The sequence below is a fragment of the Pragia fontium genome, assembly GCF_900638655.1.
Lineage (GTDB): Bacteria > Pseudomonadota > Gammaproteobacteria > Enterobacterales > Enterobacteriaceae > Pragia > Pragia fontium.
The window spans coordinates 1,528,430-1,543,275 of the sequence record NZ_LR134531.1 but is presented as its reverse complement, the minus strand read 5'-3'; the positions used below and the strand labels follow the sequence as shown (position 1 = coordinate 1,543,275).

The following is a 14,846-nucleotide window of genomic DNA, read 5'->3' as shown; positions in this document are numbered from 1 at the left end:
ATATCCACTTGAGCGGATATCAGCCGCCAATAAATGACAGATTTTGCGTAATACCGCTGTTGCCCTGATGCAGAAAGTGCGTCTGCTTTTTCGTCAACAGCTTATCCTGAATGCGTGCTTTCAATGCTTCTAACTGATTGTCGTCGGTGAGTAGATCCCGTAGAGAAATACCTTGCTCACCAAACAAACACAGATGAAGGTTACCCACGGCGGAAACCCGCAGGCGGTTACAGCTCAGGCAAAAATCTTTTTCATAAGGCATAATCAGGCCAATTTGGCCCTGATAATCAGGATGGGTAAACACCTGCGCTGGACCGTCGCTGCGATCTCTAACCCTTTGCTGCCATCCCTGCTCCAGCAGTTGGCGGCGAATGACGTCACCAGATACGTGATGCTTACGGAATAGATCGGTACCCTCTCCGGTTTCCATCAGTTCAATGAAGCGCAATTGGATGGGGCGATCTTTAATCCAGTTGAGGAAGGTGGCCAGACTGCGATCGTTAACGTCGCGCATCAGCACGGTATTCACTTTAATCGTGTTGAAGCCAGCGGCAAAGCCAGCATCAATCCCGTCCATCACCTGACGGAATTTATCCTGACCGGTAATAGTATGAAACTGACGCGCGTCTAGGCTATCTACGCTGACGTTAATTGAGGTTAAACCGGCATCTTTCCAACTCTGGACATCTCGCGCCATGCGATAGCCGTTGGTAGTTACCGCCAACGTTCTAATCGCTGAGTTCTCACGGATAGCCGCCACAATATCGACGAAATCACGACGTAGTGTAGGCTCTCCCCCGGTCAGACGCACTTTCTCTGTACCCAGTTCAGCAAAGCCTCTACCCACGCGCTTAATTTCATCCAGCGTTAAAAAACGCTTATTGGCGTTTGGTTTATAACCATCAGGAAGACAGTAGTTGCAACGAAAGTTGCAGACGTCTGTAATCGATAGGCGCAAATAATAAAACTTGCGATCAAAAGCATCGGTTAATTGCGATACCATAAAACACCTTTCCAATTCGGGAGGTGCAGGCATTTCTACCTTACACCCTGGTGACTTAATGTCACGGCTGCAGCACCATATCATTCACTGACTTAGGTTGAAGCAGCTCAGAGTTTCATTGTTTGCCGGTTTTACTACCCGTAATTGGGCAGTTGACCGTGCAATATATAGATATTAATGTTTAATAACGACGACTACCAGCATTAATAATCGCTATGTAAATAATTACATAACGTTTGTTCTTTATTTTAGTGGCTGTGACCATACTGAAAAAACGCAGCGGCCAGCTTGATATAAGTCAATATTAATAAATGTCATGTTAAATAACGCAACCTTCGCCTTTTGTAACAAAATCGGGTAACTTATGCCGCAAAATCAATCCCTATATGAAGGAATCGCATGCGTAATCGCACGTTAAGTGATTTGGAACACGTGGTGGCCCTCGGCGGAGGACACGGTTTAGGCCGCGTTATGTCAGCACTTTCCTCTCTTGATTCTCGCCTTACGGGTATTGTTACCACCACCGACAACGGCGGTTCAACCGGGCGTATTCGTCAATCTGAAGGCGGAATAGCCTGGGGCGATCTGCGCAACTGCCTGAATCAATTAATCACTGAGCCTAGCATTGCCTCCACCATGTTTGAATACCGCTTTAGTGGCAATGGTGAACTGGCCGGTCATAATTTGGGCAATTTAATGTTAAAAGCGCTGGATAATCTGAGCGTTCGCCCATTAGACGCGATTAATCTTATTCGCAATATGCTAAAAGTACGAGCCTATTTAATTCCCATGTCGGAACATCCGGTCGATCTGGCGGCGATTGACGTTGAGGGAAATCTAATACACGGTGAAGTTAACGTTGATAGCCTGAAACAGATGCCGCAGCAATTGATGCTGGAGCCTCACGTGGCTGCGACCTATGAAGCGGTTGAAGCAATTGATCGAGCTGAACTGATTCTGGTCGGTCCCGGTAGCTTTATGACCAGTCTGATGCCACCGCTGCTGTTAAAAGAAATCGCTGAGGCGATGCAGCGCAGCAAAGCACGTATTATCTATATTGGTAATTTGGCTAAAGAGCTTAGCCCCGCAGCAGCATCACTCACTCTACAGATTAAAATGGGCATCATTGAGCAAGCCATTGGCGGGCGAAAAATTGATGGCATTATTATTGGCCCGCATACCAGCATTGAAGGCATTCAAGATAAGGTGATTGTCCAGCAGCCGCTGGAAGCGGAGGATATTCCCTATCGCCACGATCGCGATATGCTACATAAAGCGCTGGAATGTGCACTACGGAAGTTTGGCGAATAATATTTCAGTCAATAAAAAAGCGCGTACTTAACGCGCTTTTTTATTATCGAACGCCTGACTATGGGCGGGTATCCGCTATGACTCGGGTTGTTTTCCCTTGAATCACTAATACCTTCTGACCGTTACCCAAAGGATTGTCTATACCCTGAGCAACGGTAATCAGTCCGTCACGTTCAGTCTGAATCACATACTCAATCGCCTTCTGTTGGGACACACCCTTTTCAACAGAAGAACCCAACACACCACCAAGTAATGCTCCACCAATGGCCCCTAGCGCATTCGCTCGGAAACCACCACCAATGGCAGAACCGGCAACACCACCAGCAACAGACCCCACCAGCCCACCAACCTCGTTGTTACCTTCCACGTTAACCACTCGGGAACTAACAATAGTTCCGGCAAAGGTACGACTAGCCTGGCCAACCTGCTGATCAGAATAAGAATCTGAAGAAATATTAGAGGCACATCCTGCCATACTTAACGCAATGCAGGCGGCACCAATACTTTTAAGAATGAACGACTTCATTTTTCTCTCCCTCAATAAATCAAATAGTCTGATATCTATCCTGATACACCGACACTGACTTTCCTGTCAGGTGAATGAATTAAGTATAACAGCACGAAAAATAAATGCGGTGGATCAAGGTGCGATCTGATGCTGAGGTGACGATAAATAAGGGATTAAAGCCAAAAGCCGTCGTCAATGTAGCGAAAAACCCAGTGATTTACATAAAGAAAAGATAAAAAGAGTTGCTGGTTTTATGACTATGGGTTGGGCTGCCTATGCGGCGGTTCAGTATCGATAATGTTGCCAGTGACGAGTAGCTGATTTCTAAGCCGCCTATACGGCGGTTCAGATTGGCAGGGATTTTTATATTCAAAATTAAGATTTCTAAGCCGCCTATACGGCGGTTCAGGATGGAGGAACGCAGTTAAGCGGGCTGGGCTTTTTCTAAGCCGCCTATACGGCGGTTCAGCTGGTCACATCGGAATATTTGAGCGACTTGTTTTTCTAAGCCGCCTATACGGCGGTTCAGCTTCCCCATCCTCGCCGATTTGAGCTATTTGCTTTCTAAGCCGCCTATACGGCGGTTCAGTAGAAATTTCACCAATAAATCCCTCTACAACCCTGATAATATCAGACATCTATCCGAAATTAAGCCAAAATACCCTTTTTTCAGCGGTCATCGTAACTTATTGTTTTATATAAGACGAAAATACATCGCTAAAAAAAGGGGTTATTTAAGTTAACGCTATTTTTTTAAAGAACATCAATTTATTCGGTCAAAAAATAGGAACCGTTGTCCGATGTTGCACATCGCTTAACCCATATTTCGTCAACTTTCCTTGCTGCACTTCGCCAGTCTCTTTGTTGATAAACAGGTGGAAATAATTTTTTCCCCCGTCTTCTGCCGGTTTAGAACTATGGCTAACCAGATGGATAAACGGCAATTGACAGCGTAACTTCTCAATAAAACGACTCAGGCTTTTCTCGGCCATATCATTCCATTCACCACCGGCTTTTTTAAGCAAATATTGACGTTTTCTATCAATATCTCTGGGGCTTTTGCTATGTTTACGCACAAATGCCGCATACCCTTGCACCACGTCTGGAACCGGTTTAATTTCTCCCAGCAAAGCATAATTCGATATGTCGACAAGATATTGCTGAATATTCAGTGAATTCAAAGCCGTCGCCGAACCATGCAGCCTTAACCGATTCCCCAGCGTATTATTCCGGTGATTATCGGCATCCACGTGATAATCAGGAAAACTAACGGCTACTGGACTCTCATTCTCCACCAGCGTTAGGTGCAGTTGGTAAAAAAGTTGATTCATCACCAACGCCGACGCAATTTCAGGATTGTGCAAAATCTGGATATCAATATAACTATCCATCAGTTACTCCTTACCGCTTTCACCAAATACGCCACCACGAATCAGAATAGCCGCCACATAGTGCCGCTGCTCCAACGTCAATTCCTGATCTTTTAATACCCATGCATCAAACAGCGTATAAAAATCTGCCTTCGCTTTTGGCTGACGAAAAGCGGTACCCATTGACGTTACTGAGCCATAAGGCTCAACCGCTATAGGGAATTGAGCATCCGGATACCATGTATCAATGGTTCTCAACGCATTACTGATTTTTTGTGAATGCATCGCTGCGGCTTCATCAATCTGATACAGCGTTTTGCTCTTTCTCCCCTTATCCAGAATCAGTTCCTGAGAAGGATAAACCTCTTGCCCGCTGCCGACTTTGGCATAAGCTTCAATATGCAACAGAACAAATTTTTCACCGCTTAAGCCCTGCTTGATCCAATTTGCCAATTTCTCCAATTCACCATCGGGTTTATCAAAGCTCATCAGCGAGTAATCTTTGGCTTTAAACGTCATCGGCTTCTCCCCTTCCGCCTTAACCACCACATCAATAAACTCAGCACCCATACGGTTACGCCATAAGAAACGCCCATTAGCAATATTGCTGGCATAGCGTTTAGCCAGTTCATCAAAACCGACCTTATCAATATAAGTTTTTAACGTTTGCTCCAGTTTGTTTTGGTAGTTGGCGTCATTACAAACGCAGGGCTTGCCGGTAAACGGTAATACTTTCAGGCTCCATTTCACGACCAGAGTGTCGTTTTCCTGACTCAGGGCTGCCATATCAACGGTTTGCAAATTGGCTTTCTGGATCTCTGAATCTAGTTTGGTTGGATCGCTGGCAATCGCATTTTTTAACCGATTTGAAATAGTGCCGCGTACTGACTTTTCACTAATTTTAACTTTGTTAAAACCATCACGCTGTTGCCAGTTGGTCTGAAAAAACACCCCGTCAGATACATCAAAATTACGTTCAAAAGCTAATACCGAGGCTGTTTTTAATGTGGTTTTAGACATGGAGACTCTCCTTGAAAAAATTCTGATTAACTATTTAATTAAAATAAAGTTTGTAAGTTTTCATCATTCGCTGAGGACTGACTGACAAGAAATAATTGATTATCGAGATCGGTGTGATGGCGCCAGAAAATGGTATTGAAATCGTTAACCTTATAGGTAAAACGCCATTCGCCGACTGAATAGACCGTTTCAACAAAGTGAGTCGGATATTGAGGTGCTCGAATATCTGCTACCTGATTAGCGCCCAATTCAGGCGCAATCCCTTTATAGCCAACGGGGATGGGAACTAACCAGCCATTTTTCTCTGATGACATCGTCCAGGTGACGTTCCCCTTGCTAATATCATCTCTGGCATCACCAACGCTCTCTGGATGCACATGGATACTACACAGGTCAATTAAGGCATCCAGCGCTGTTTTATCAGGATGTTTAGCCTGTAGCTTCTTGGTATGTTTAATCAAAGCCTGTTGGCTATCCATCAATAGAAACGATGGACTAATTTGAATTTTGATCGCTTTAATGGCCTCGTTATCGCCTTTAGGATCGTTATGTAGGTGAATTCGACGCAGAACCGTTCCGATACTTAAAACGCTTCCACCCGCCAAACGTTGTTGCATTAATTGCAGATATACCGCGTCACAAAAAAGCTGTTTCTCTTGCGGATTCCAATCAATGTCGCCAATAACTTCAATCACTAAACTTACATCCAGATGTGCATACCCTTCCTCAATAATTGAAGGTGAATTGCCATCTTTTTTAATCGGATGGCGTGACTGAATAAAGCTCCAGTCTGAAGCGTAATTATTAGGTCTGGAACGTTGAACGTCACAACGATGGGCGGCAATGGCAACCCCCTCTAATTTGACATCAAATGTTTCAGTTAACTTGCGACTCAGCGCATGTACAGCACCGGTAAACGCAGTGATTGCTGGAAAACCATAGGTCAACGGGCTGGAAATGCAGTTGGCATTCTGAATTTTAATATGAGGAATCACTAAATAGTATTTCATTCAAATATTCCCCATCCTTCCCGGATACTTTGTTTGATCAGATCCGCCATGTCGTATTTCCATTCTTTCTGCTCAGTATCCGCCAGATGTATGTATTTATTATCCCGGTAGGCATCATTTAAGCGGTGGTTAAGCCATACGCCAAAATCATGAGCCAGCTCCATTTTCCAATCGCTTGTCTCCCTTAGTTCAGCCCATTCGGCATCAATATCCGCACGTTTAGGATCTAACCAAAACGCCTGAGAAGCCTTTAAGCCACCATGTTTAGACCAACCACCGTCAAAACCACGGACTTGTTCACCATACCTCATCAAAACTTCAAGAATATCTTTAATAATCAATTGCCGCTTTTCACGAACGGATGCATTGTTGCGAGATTCATCAATAACGTTCTGGCAGAAACGCTTGATATGTTTTTTGGCAAAATAATTGAATACCCGGTCAAAAATTGAACTTTCCAATACCGGAGGTTTAACCCGCCATGCAGAGGTATCTTCTGGTTGATTAGTCGGCGGGAGAGATGGCAGGAGATAATTACGCCCGCCGCGTTCTGAATTAAGCTGAGAGATATTTTGTGGCTTGGTTCCCCCTAATTTTACATAGGCAATATCAGGCACAATGGTATATCCGACCTCATGACCTTTTTCATTTTTGCGCGCGTCTTTGGCTAATTTAACTTCATCGCTAAATCGAATTTCTTGCAGGTTTTGATACACCTGATGAACAAAACTGGTGGGATATAAAGGAACAATATTAAGATAATTATCTTGCTGTTGGGCATCAATATTAACGGGCCATAAGAGCTGTTTCATTAGCTCATAGACTTTCGCATTTTCCATTGAGCTTTGAGTAATGCTTTTAAATGCCGCTAAATATTGTTTTGCCTGCTGTGGACTCTCGGAAAAAACCGATAACAGTTGGGAATCTTCCTTTAATACTAAATCTAATATGGTGCTATTTTCATCAACGCTAACGCTTAAGAATTTATAAACATCAAGTGCGGCAGCATTACCAACAATATCTAAAGCGTGTGTATTTAAATCTGCTGAACTCACTAATCCATCAGTTATTTTAATTAACTGAGCATTTATATTCGTCCCTTTACTATCAGGATGAATACCTTTAACCGTATGAGTCGCGAACTGTATTTGTGATGCTCTTCGTGCAGCATCCGCGATCCATTCGTGAGGGTGATATTTTAACTTTAAGTCATTAATCTCCTGCGGCGACTTTGCTTTATCAAGTTTAGCCTGCAAGCGCTCATTGATAAAAGCATGAACTGCCCGTTGAACCGGCATGCCTATCTCCTTTCAATACAATACAAATATGAATAAAGTCGATGAGTTATAATTAATTTTAGAGAAAACCAATTCAATAATGAATATTGAAATATTAGATGTTACGCATAAAAAACATCATCGTAGCAGTCAACCGTATATTAAGATGATTAATATCAACATTAATATTAAAAAAACTATTCAGTAGTACAACAAATAAACATCCCTTTCTCATTTATCTATATATTGGTGACTATTTAAAACCTAAATCTTGCAAAATATTAGCGTTTATAGACGGGTCATTTAAATAAAAAAGTTGACAAACCAAAGGCAACATAAAACTTTTCCTATTTTATTTAGGCCAAAAACCCAGCAATGGATGAAATTTCCATGATAATTGACGTTCATCTAAATCAACAAAGCCAAATTTAATCCCCAGCTTATTTAAGTCTTTTTCCCCAATGTCATCCGCCAGCCCTTCCAATACTGTTTTATACTGCTGATTCAACCATGGAGTTACCTTATGGTTATGCACAATATTGATATCCACCTCAAATTTAGCTTGTTCCGTCTGAGTGATATACTTCATATCCCTGAATTCAAACTTTTCCTCATCGTTAATTAAACAAATATAATGCGTCTGCCGAACACTTTTCCTAAATGGTGTTTGCTTTTGTAAATGAAATAAATAAGGATTCGCTGATTGAACCGCCGAATTGGGCGAAGGACGCCACCATGCATTCACTAAATTCAGCTTTCCATCAGGCTTATTCATGACTCGGGCAATCGCCGCATGTTCCAAAGCAATTAATGGAATCTGCGGTTTAGGCTTACTGATACGCGAAACTGAATTAATATTGTCTAACGCAGTCAGTAAGATATCCGCCGAGTTATGTGAACGTAATATGAGTTCTGGCCCGCTTAGTTTATTCGAGGTAGATTCAAACCCCGGCAGACAAAACACCGGTGTATGACCCGCTCCCAAGTCTTTCCCCTGCTGCAACGCCCGAATATTCGTACTCATCATCAGCATATTCGGCGTCGAGACCGGCTCCTGCCGATGCCGCCGTATCCGCCCGGCTAATTGAATAATCGAACGCATACTGGAAGGCTCAACAATCGCCCAATCATAATCATGATCGCGCCCAACTTCCGCCACCGGTGTAGCCAGTACGATAAATATCACATTCGGTGACGCCGATTCAGCTAATACAGACGCCACCGCCGGATGGCGAAATATATTCTGTTGTTCTTTACGATGAAGAATCTGATCCAACTGATTTTCTAAATCAGAACGCAGGGCAAAAAGTTGTCTGGCATGATAAACGCATAACCGGATGTCAGCATCGGCCAAACCATCGCTTTGATAAAGGGCCTGAGCCAGTTCAACCAATGGACTAATGTTACTTAATCGAATTAAGCCAAAGCTCACTCGCTTACCGGTTTGCAGGCAGGTTTGCTGATGATCGCTATGTAACCGTTGAATACCCTGCAACAGATCCTGCGCCAACTGATTAAATTGAAGGCTTTTCTTTGGCTTAACCGACAAAGGCAAGATAGCCCCCTGCCGCAGTATTGGAGATTGATTCAGCCTGATAACGCGATTAGCAACAAACTGAGTATTTTCCTGAGTAAACTGCGCCTTATCGACGCAATCCACCGATTTCACCTCGGTTTCGTCAAACCAGGCGCAGACAACCGGCGATGCCTGAATAGCATGATGACGATTCCAAATCATCCGCCCGGCCTGATAGGCCTCAAATAGTCCAGCCAGCATATCCGGTGGCAAGGTTGCTGAAGAGAGTAATATTCGGCTACCGAGCATCCCAGCCATATTCACCAATCGTGTCAGGGCCGGTAAGTCTTCCAGATTAAAATCATCCGGTTCATCCAGAATCAAATCCGATGACAACAGCCGCAGCATAGGCACGATAAACTTACCGCCTCTGGCGATTTCTGTCGCTCCAACCAAGTGATCAATGGTGCAGGTGACAATGGGCGCATACAGTAACTTTTTAGCTTTCTCGTCGCGCAGAACCGAACCTAAATGGTGATCTTCTATCGGACTGTCAAAGTGAACGTAATCATCTTGAAAATCCTGCGCTGACTCACTACCAATCCCATAATGATTTATCTGGGCTTGATGAGACTCCGTTTCATCATTGAGCACCATCCGCTTCTCTTTATCATCATGACGCAGGTTAAACACATCGATAACCGCCTGCCCACCAACCAGAATAGCTAAATCCTCTTTGGTTAAGCTCATGCGCTGTCGGTATTCCCGACCGGTTTGTAACGTCAGCACGCGTAAGCCCAGCGCCATGGTAAAACGCGCACCTTTATCCGGATCGCTTAATCCGTACATAATCCGGCCGTTACCCAGAGTCTTACCACATCCGGTAGAGGCGATATTGATGCCAAAGAACCCACCACGTTCACTTTTAGTTCTTAACCGACAGGCCAACTCATAAGCCTGATTTTGCCAACTAAAACGTGGCTCGGCAGTGTGTTTCTTGAACGCTTTATGATCGGCAATGGATGGCAGATTATCGGCAATCTTTGGCAGCAGTTGACTAAACTTTTCAGACTGACGGGCAACGCCTAACAGGTGTTCATCCAATCGCTGACGCATCTTGACCTGAGATGCTTTTTCATCCCTTTTCTCGGTATTGGCATATAGAGAAAAATCTTTATCGCCGTACTGACGATGGCGAGGTAAGCCGGAATAAGTGTGATCCCCCACCATCAGGCTCATGCGGGATAAGTGCATCAAGAGCGGGTCAAAAAAGCTAAAATTGTTCTGCTGGGCTAAATATCTGTCACTCAGGGCTTTATCTGCCCAACGAGCGATACTTTTCTGCCATGAGTGACTCTCGGTAACCATGCTCTCAAACGTCCAGAACGGCTGAATATATTTCTTGGCCACAGGCTCATATCGATTCTGTACCCAGCCATTAACCGGACTCAGATGTTTGAAAAATGCCTCATCAATTGAACGTTCGCTATTTTCTTCCCCATCAGCATAAAACGGCATCCGATGATGGGAGGTAATTAGCCAACCAACGGCACGGGCCAGTGGAGGCAACAATTGCCAGGCGTAATATCTGGCATCTTGTTTATCGTCATTATCAATGCCATCTTTAAAAATATCCTGCTGCCACTGGGGATAATCCTGTTCAAACTGGTTAAAATCTTTCAGGAAAGTTAACCATTGCTCATCGGTTTCAGCCTTACCAACAATCGCCTGAAAAATTCGCATAGAGACCCATTCATGGCGAAATGGATCACCTTTCAGTCCGCTATCGATACCTTTAAGTTTGTTTTGAAAACCAACGGACGACTTACCTACATCATGAAATAACGCAGCCAAAACCGTCAAAATTTGCAAACTTTGGGCGAACTGCCAACTGTCTTCGCCAGTTTTCCTTAAAAGGTATTCAAGGCCGTAAAGATTAGCTTTTTGGGAATGTAGAATGATTTTGAGATCGGAGGGAGAAAAGTCATCCATAACCTATCGCTATGCAAACATAAGGGTATGAATAACATAGCATAATAGAAAAATTCATTTAACCATCAATTAGTTACTTAACCCACTTTCCCCACGGATTGTTAACTTCATCACGTTTATTATCAAGATTATCGTTGAGGCTATGGATATACAGATCTTCTACCTGTTTACGGGCCCATGGAGTACGGCGCAGAAATTTCAGGCTGGATTTAATGCTGGGGTCATTTTTGAAACAGTTGATACTTACTTCACGAGCCAGCGACTCCCAACCGTATTTTTCTACTAACGTCGTTAATAAACGTTCCAGCGTAATGCCGTGAAGGGGATCTTTTGACTGATGTTGCATTAAATAACCACTTATACTGTTATAAAGAGGGTAAAGTATAGCAAGATGCCGCTGTCTGGTCACGGCCCTACACTCACCAATTTACCGGGTTGGAAGATAATCTTTTGCAACTGACAACGTCTTGATCGTCTAACGTATCATTAAAGATAAGACCGATTTATGTCGCTTTTGCATTTAAAGATGACTGAGTTGCAAATCCTATATTATTCAATATTAGCGGTCTATACCGGAGAAACATTGCCATGTTAAATAAAGCTGTGCCCCTGTCTATAGCATTGCTAAGTCTCGTCCTTACCTCTACCCAACCGGTACTGGCAGCTAAAACCATTTCATCTTCGGGTCAAATTACCTATTCAGAACATACTCAGCCATCTCGTCATTACACGGTAATTAGCCGCGCTCCGGTAACCTTTTATCCACCCCAGCTAGATAGTCTGCAAGGTCATCAAGTTACCGGACGTTTGGCCGTTTCATTTAATCGAGGCATGGCGACAAATAAGCATGAAAATAGCGCAAGCCAGAGGTTATATGGCGTTATCTGGTTCTCGGCCTTGATTGAAAGCAATATGCTGGCTGGTACCACCCGGCTATACGACATGATTATTCAACAAACCAACCTTCCCGGCAGCGCATCCGATCGAGCTAACTATTTAGCACAGATCAATACCGCCCTTCAGCAGAAAACGCTAATGGCAAATCTCAATCAGTTTGCCAATACTATGCCAGAAGGCGTACATCAGTTGATTTCCAACCAAAGCGACGTTTCCATCTGGTACCGACCTTTTGGCAATCTCTGGGGCAATGGCCCTGTTGTGATGCTTAACAATCTTGATACGGGTCAGGGAAACACCTTGGATCAGACCACCCGAATAGTCTGGTCGGACTCGGCCATCAATCATGACCATATCGGCAGCAGTGGCTATCATAAAATCACCGGAAATAAACAGCGGGGAACAGTTAGCTACAGCAGCAGCCATGCTCAAAATGACCTGGATTCTGGCGTTTACCGTAATGCACCCCCTCCCCAAAGCATCGACAGCAATTCAGTTCTTCCAGCACAACGTGTCTACGCAGGTAAAGACGGCAACGTTTATTACTATGATAAAAGTCAGGGCTGGCAGTTGATACAGTCAAACGGTCAACTCAAAAACATCGAGCCAACCGCGAATTCCGGCGTGGAGCAAGATCGGTTAATCCGCAATCATCGCCAATAAAAACGGCCAGTCATGTATTTAACAAGCTGGCCGCAGTCGCTAATATTTTAACGAGGGTTATGACAGGGCAATAAACTGTTCCCTCAGTTTCTGTAATTGATCCCTGAGATGAGCAGCCTCTTCAAACTCCAGATTTTGCGCATGTTCATACATCTTGCCTTCCAGCTCGCGGATTTTCTTATCCAACGCCTGCGGTGTGAGTGCAGTGTAGTCTGCCGCTGGCTCTGCGGCTTTCTTCTTGCCGCGACCTTTATTATTTTTCAGCGTACCCAGACCCTGGCCTAACTCCAGAATATCCTCAACGGACTTATTCAGTCCCTGCGGCACAATGCCATTCTCGGCGTTATACGCTATTTGCCGCGCTCTACGCCGTTCTGTTTCCCCTATCGCCTTGGCCATCGAGTTAGTCACTCTATCACCGTAGAGAATCGCTTTACCGTTCAGATTTCGCGCCGCGCGACCAATGGTCTGAATCAGCGAGCGTTCTGAACGCAGGAAGCCTTCTTTATCGGCATCCAAAATGGCAACCAGCGACACTTCCGGCATATCCAGACCTTCTCGCAAGAGGTTGATTCCTACCAGAACGTCGAACTCGCCTAGGCGCAAATCGCGGATAATCTCCACCCGTTCAACGGTATCAATATCTGAGTGCAAATAGCGTACTCGCTCGCCGTGCTCTTCCAGATATTCCGTCAGATCTTCCGCCATACGTTTGGTTAGCGTGGTAACCAGTACCCGTTCATTCTTCTCTACCCGAATACGAATTTCGGATAACAGGTCGTCAACCTGAGTGCCCACCGGCCTGACTTCAATCTCCGGATCCAGAAGCCCTGTCGGACGCACCACCTGCTCGATGATCTCTCCGCCTGATTTTTCCAGCTCGTAATTGCCCGGCGTAGCGGAGACATAAATGGTCTGTGGTGCCAGTTGTTCAAACTCTTCAAAGCGCAGCGGTCGGTTATCCAGTGCCGAAGGCAAGCGGAAACCGTACTCTACCAGCGTCTCTTTACGGGAACGGTCGCCGCGATACATCCCCCCAATCTGTGGCACAGTGACGTGGGACTCATCAATCACCAATAAACCGTCTGCCGGCAGATAGTCAAACAGGGTTGGCGGCGGATAGCCCTCACCACGTCCGGACAGGTAGCGCGAATAGTTTTCTATTCCTGAGCAGTAACCCAGCTCATTCATCATCTCAATGTCAAACTGAGTACGTTGGGTCAGACGTTGTTCTTCTACCAGCTTATCATTTGCCAGCAACACTCTACGGCGATCCGCCAACTCCACTTTAATGCCTTCAATCGCTTCCAGAATACGTTCGCGCGGCGTGACATAGTGGGTTTTAGGGTAGATGGTAAAACGTGGTACCACTTGTTGAACCTGACCGGTTAACGGATCAAATACCGATAACCGCTCAACCTCATCATCAAATAGTTCAATACGCAGTGCATACTCATCGGATTCCGCCGGGAAAACGTCAATCACTTCGCCACGTACCCGGAAAGTACTGCGCTGAAAAACCTGATCGTTGCGGGTATATTGCAATTCCGATAGCCGCTTAAGAATGGAACGCTGATCGATAATCATGCCGCGGGTCAAATGCAGCATCATTTTTAAATAGGCATCAGGATCGCCCAGACCATAGATGGCAGACACCGACGCAACCAACACCACATCGCGGCGTTCCAATAACGCTTTAGTCGCAGACAAGCGCATTTGCTCTATATGTTCGTTAATAGAGGCATCTTTCTCGATAAACGTATCAGAGCTGGGTACATACGCTTCGGGTTGATAGTAGTCATAGTAAGAAACGAAATACTCTACCGCATTCTCAGGAAAGAAAGCCTTCATTTCACCGTACAACTGTGCCGCCAACGTTTTGTTTGGTGCAAGTATCATTGTTGGTCGATCAAGTTGAGCAATGACATTGGCAATGGTAAAGGTCTTACCGGAGCCCGTTACGCCAAGCAGCGTTTGATGGGCTAATCCATCTTCTAATCCTTCACTCAACCGTCTGATGGCCTCAGGTTGATCCCCTGCGGGTTGAAAGGCTGAATTTAATTTGAATGTTTTACTCATCGCTCATGCTACCTGAATTGAAAAACCAGTGACCTAAAAACAAAGTTCGGTGAAGATCGCAAAATCTATTATGTGGAGCTAGACAGGTTTTTGCTACTTGCATTATACTGTATATTAATCCAGTATAAAATAACTTTAGCTAACTGCTTAATTTTAAAACAACAAAAATGTCAGTTGCTAGGTATAACCATAAAGGTGAA

Annotated in this window: 11 protein-coding genes, 1 CRISPR repeat array and 1 riboswitch; of the genes, 2 read left to right on the top strand and 9 right to left on the bottom strand. The window is 44.6% G+C overall.

Annotated elements, in window-relative coordinates; genetic code table 11:
* Positions 1-19: 19 nt before the first annotated feature.
* A complete protein-coding gene (moaA, locus tag EL341_RS06775) occupies positions 20-1,003 on the bottom strand; it encodes a GTP 3',8-cyclase MoaA (protein WP_074821083.1) in 984 nt (327 codons plus the stop codon).
* Positions 992-1,128, bottom strand: a riboswitch (molybdenum cofactor riboswitch). (Overlaps the previous gene by 12 nt.)
* Before the next feature lie 274 nt (positions 1,129-1,402).
* On the opposite strand from moaA, the gene EL341_RS06770 reads away from it, so the two are divergent.
* A complete protein-coding gene (locus tag EL341_RS06770; protein WP_047780698.1) occupies positions 1,403-2,314 on the top strand; it encodes a gluconeogenesis factor YvcK family protein in 912 nt (303 codons plus the stop codon).
* A 58-nt stretch (positions 2,315-2,372) separates the two neighbouring features.
* Here the strand turns inward: EL341_RS06770 and EL341_RS06765 are convergent, their stop codons facing one another.
* The 7 genes from EL341_RS06765 to EL341_RS06735 all read right to left on the bottom strand — a co-directional run bounded on the left by EL341_RS06765 (position 2,373) and on the right by EL341_RS06735 (position 11,353).
* Positions 2,373-2,840 (bottom strand): outer membrane lipoprotein, encoded by a 468-nt coding sequence (locus tag EL341_RS06765; RefSeq protein WP_074821076.1) that lies wholly within the window; start codon positions 2,838-2,840, stop codon positions 2,373-2,375.
* A 303-nt stretch (positions 2,841-3,143) separates the two neighbouring features.
* A CRISPR array of direct repeats spans positions 3,144-3,411; the repeat unit is 28 nt; unit sequence TTTCTAAGCCGCCTATACGGCGGTTCAG.
* 187 nt (positions 3,412-3,598) lie between these two features.
* On the bottom strand, positions 3,599-4,213 hold the full coding sequence (gene cas6f, locus EL341_RS06760; RefSeq protein WP_126467415.1) for a type I-F CRISPR-associated endoribonuclease Cas6/Csy4: 615 nt from the start codon (positions 4,211-4,213) through the stop codon (positions 3,599-3,601).
* Between the two features lie 3 nt (positions 4,214-4,216).
* On the bottom strand, positions 4,217-5,212 hold the full coding sequence (gene csy3 / locus EL341_RS06755; RefSeq protein WP_126467413.1) for a type I-F CRISPR-associated protein Csy3: 996 nt from the start codon (positions 5,210-5,212) through the stop codon (positions 4,217-4,219).
* Positions 5,213-5,250: 38 nt separating this feature from the next.
* The gene (csy2, locus tag EL341_RS06750; RefSeq protein ID WP_126467411.1) at positions 5,251-6,222 is read right to left on the bottom strand and encodes a type I-F CRISPR-associated protein Csy2; all 972 of its coding nucleotides are present in this window, start codon (positions 6,220-6,222) and stop codon (positions 5,251-5,253) included.
* Positions 6,219-7,520: a type I-F CRISPR-associated protein Csy1 gene (gene csy1, locus EL341_RS06745; protein ID WP_126467409.1), complete on the bottom strand. Its 1,302-nt coding sequence runs from the start codon at positions 7,518-7,520 to the stop codon at positions 6,219-6,221. The genes csy2 and csy1 overlap by 4 nt, the downstream gene beginning before the upstream one ends.
* Positions 7,521-7,851: 331 nt before the next feature.
* Positions 7,852-11,007, bottom strand: coding sequence for a type I-F CRISPR-associated helicase Cas3f (cas3f, locus tag EL341_RS06740; protein WP_126467407.1), 3,156 nt, complete (start codon positions 11,005-11,007; stop codon positions 7,852-7,854).
* Positions 11,008-11,080: 73 nt separating this feature from the next.
* On the bottom strand, positions 11,081-11,353 hold the full coding sequence (locus tag EL341_RS06735) for a VF530 family protein (RefSeq protein ID WP_047780693.1): 273 nt from the start codon (positions 11,351-11,353) through the stop codon (positions 11,081-11,083).
* 242 nt (positions 11,354-11,595) lie between these two features.
* Here EL341_RS06735 and EL341_RS06730 point away from each other — a divergent pair, with 242 nt between their 5' ends.
* On the top strand, positions 11,596-12,567 hold the full coding sequence (locus EL341_RS06730; protein ID WP_126467405.1) for a hypothetical protein: 972 nt from the start codon (positions 11,596-11,598) through the stop codon (positions 12,565-12,567).
* Between the two features lie 57 nt (positions 12,568-12,624).
* Here EL341_RS06730 and uvrB read toward each other — a convergent pair whose 3' ends face one another.
* Positions 12,625-14,646: an excinuclease ABC subunit UvrB gene (gene uvrB / locus EL341_RS06725; RefSeq protein WP_047780691.1), complete on the bottom strand. Its 2,022-nt coding sequence runs from the start codon at positions 14,644-14,646 to the stop codon at positions 12,625-12,627.
* Positions 14,647-14,846: the final 200 nt, after the last annotated feature.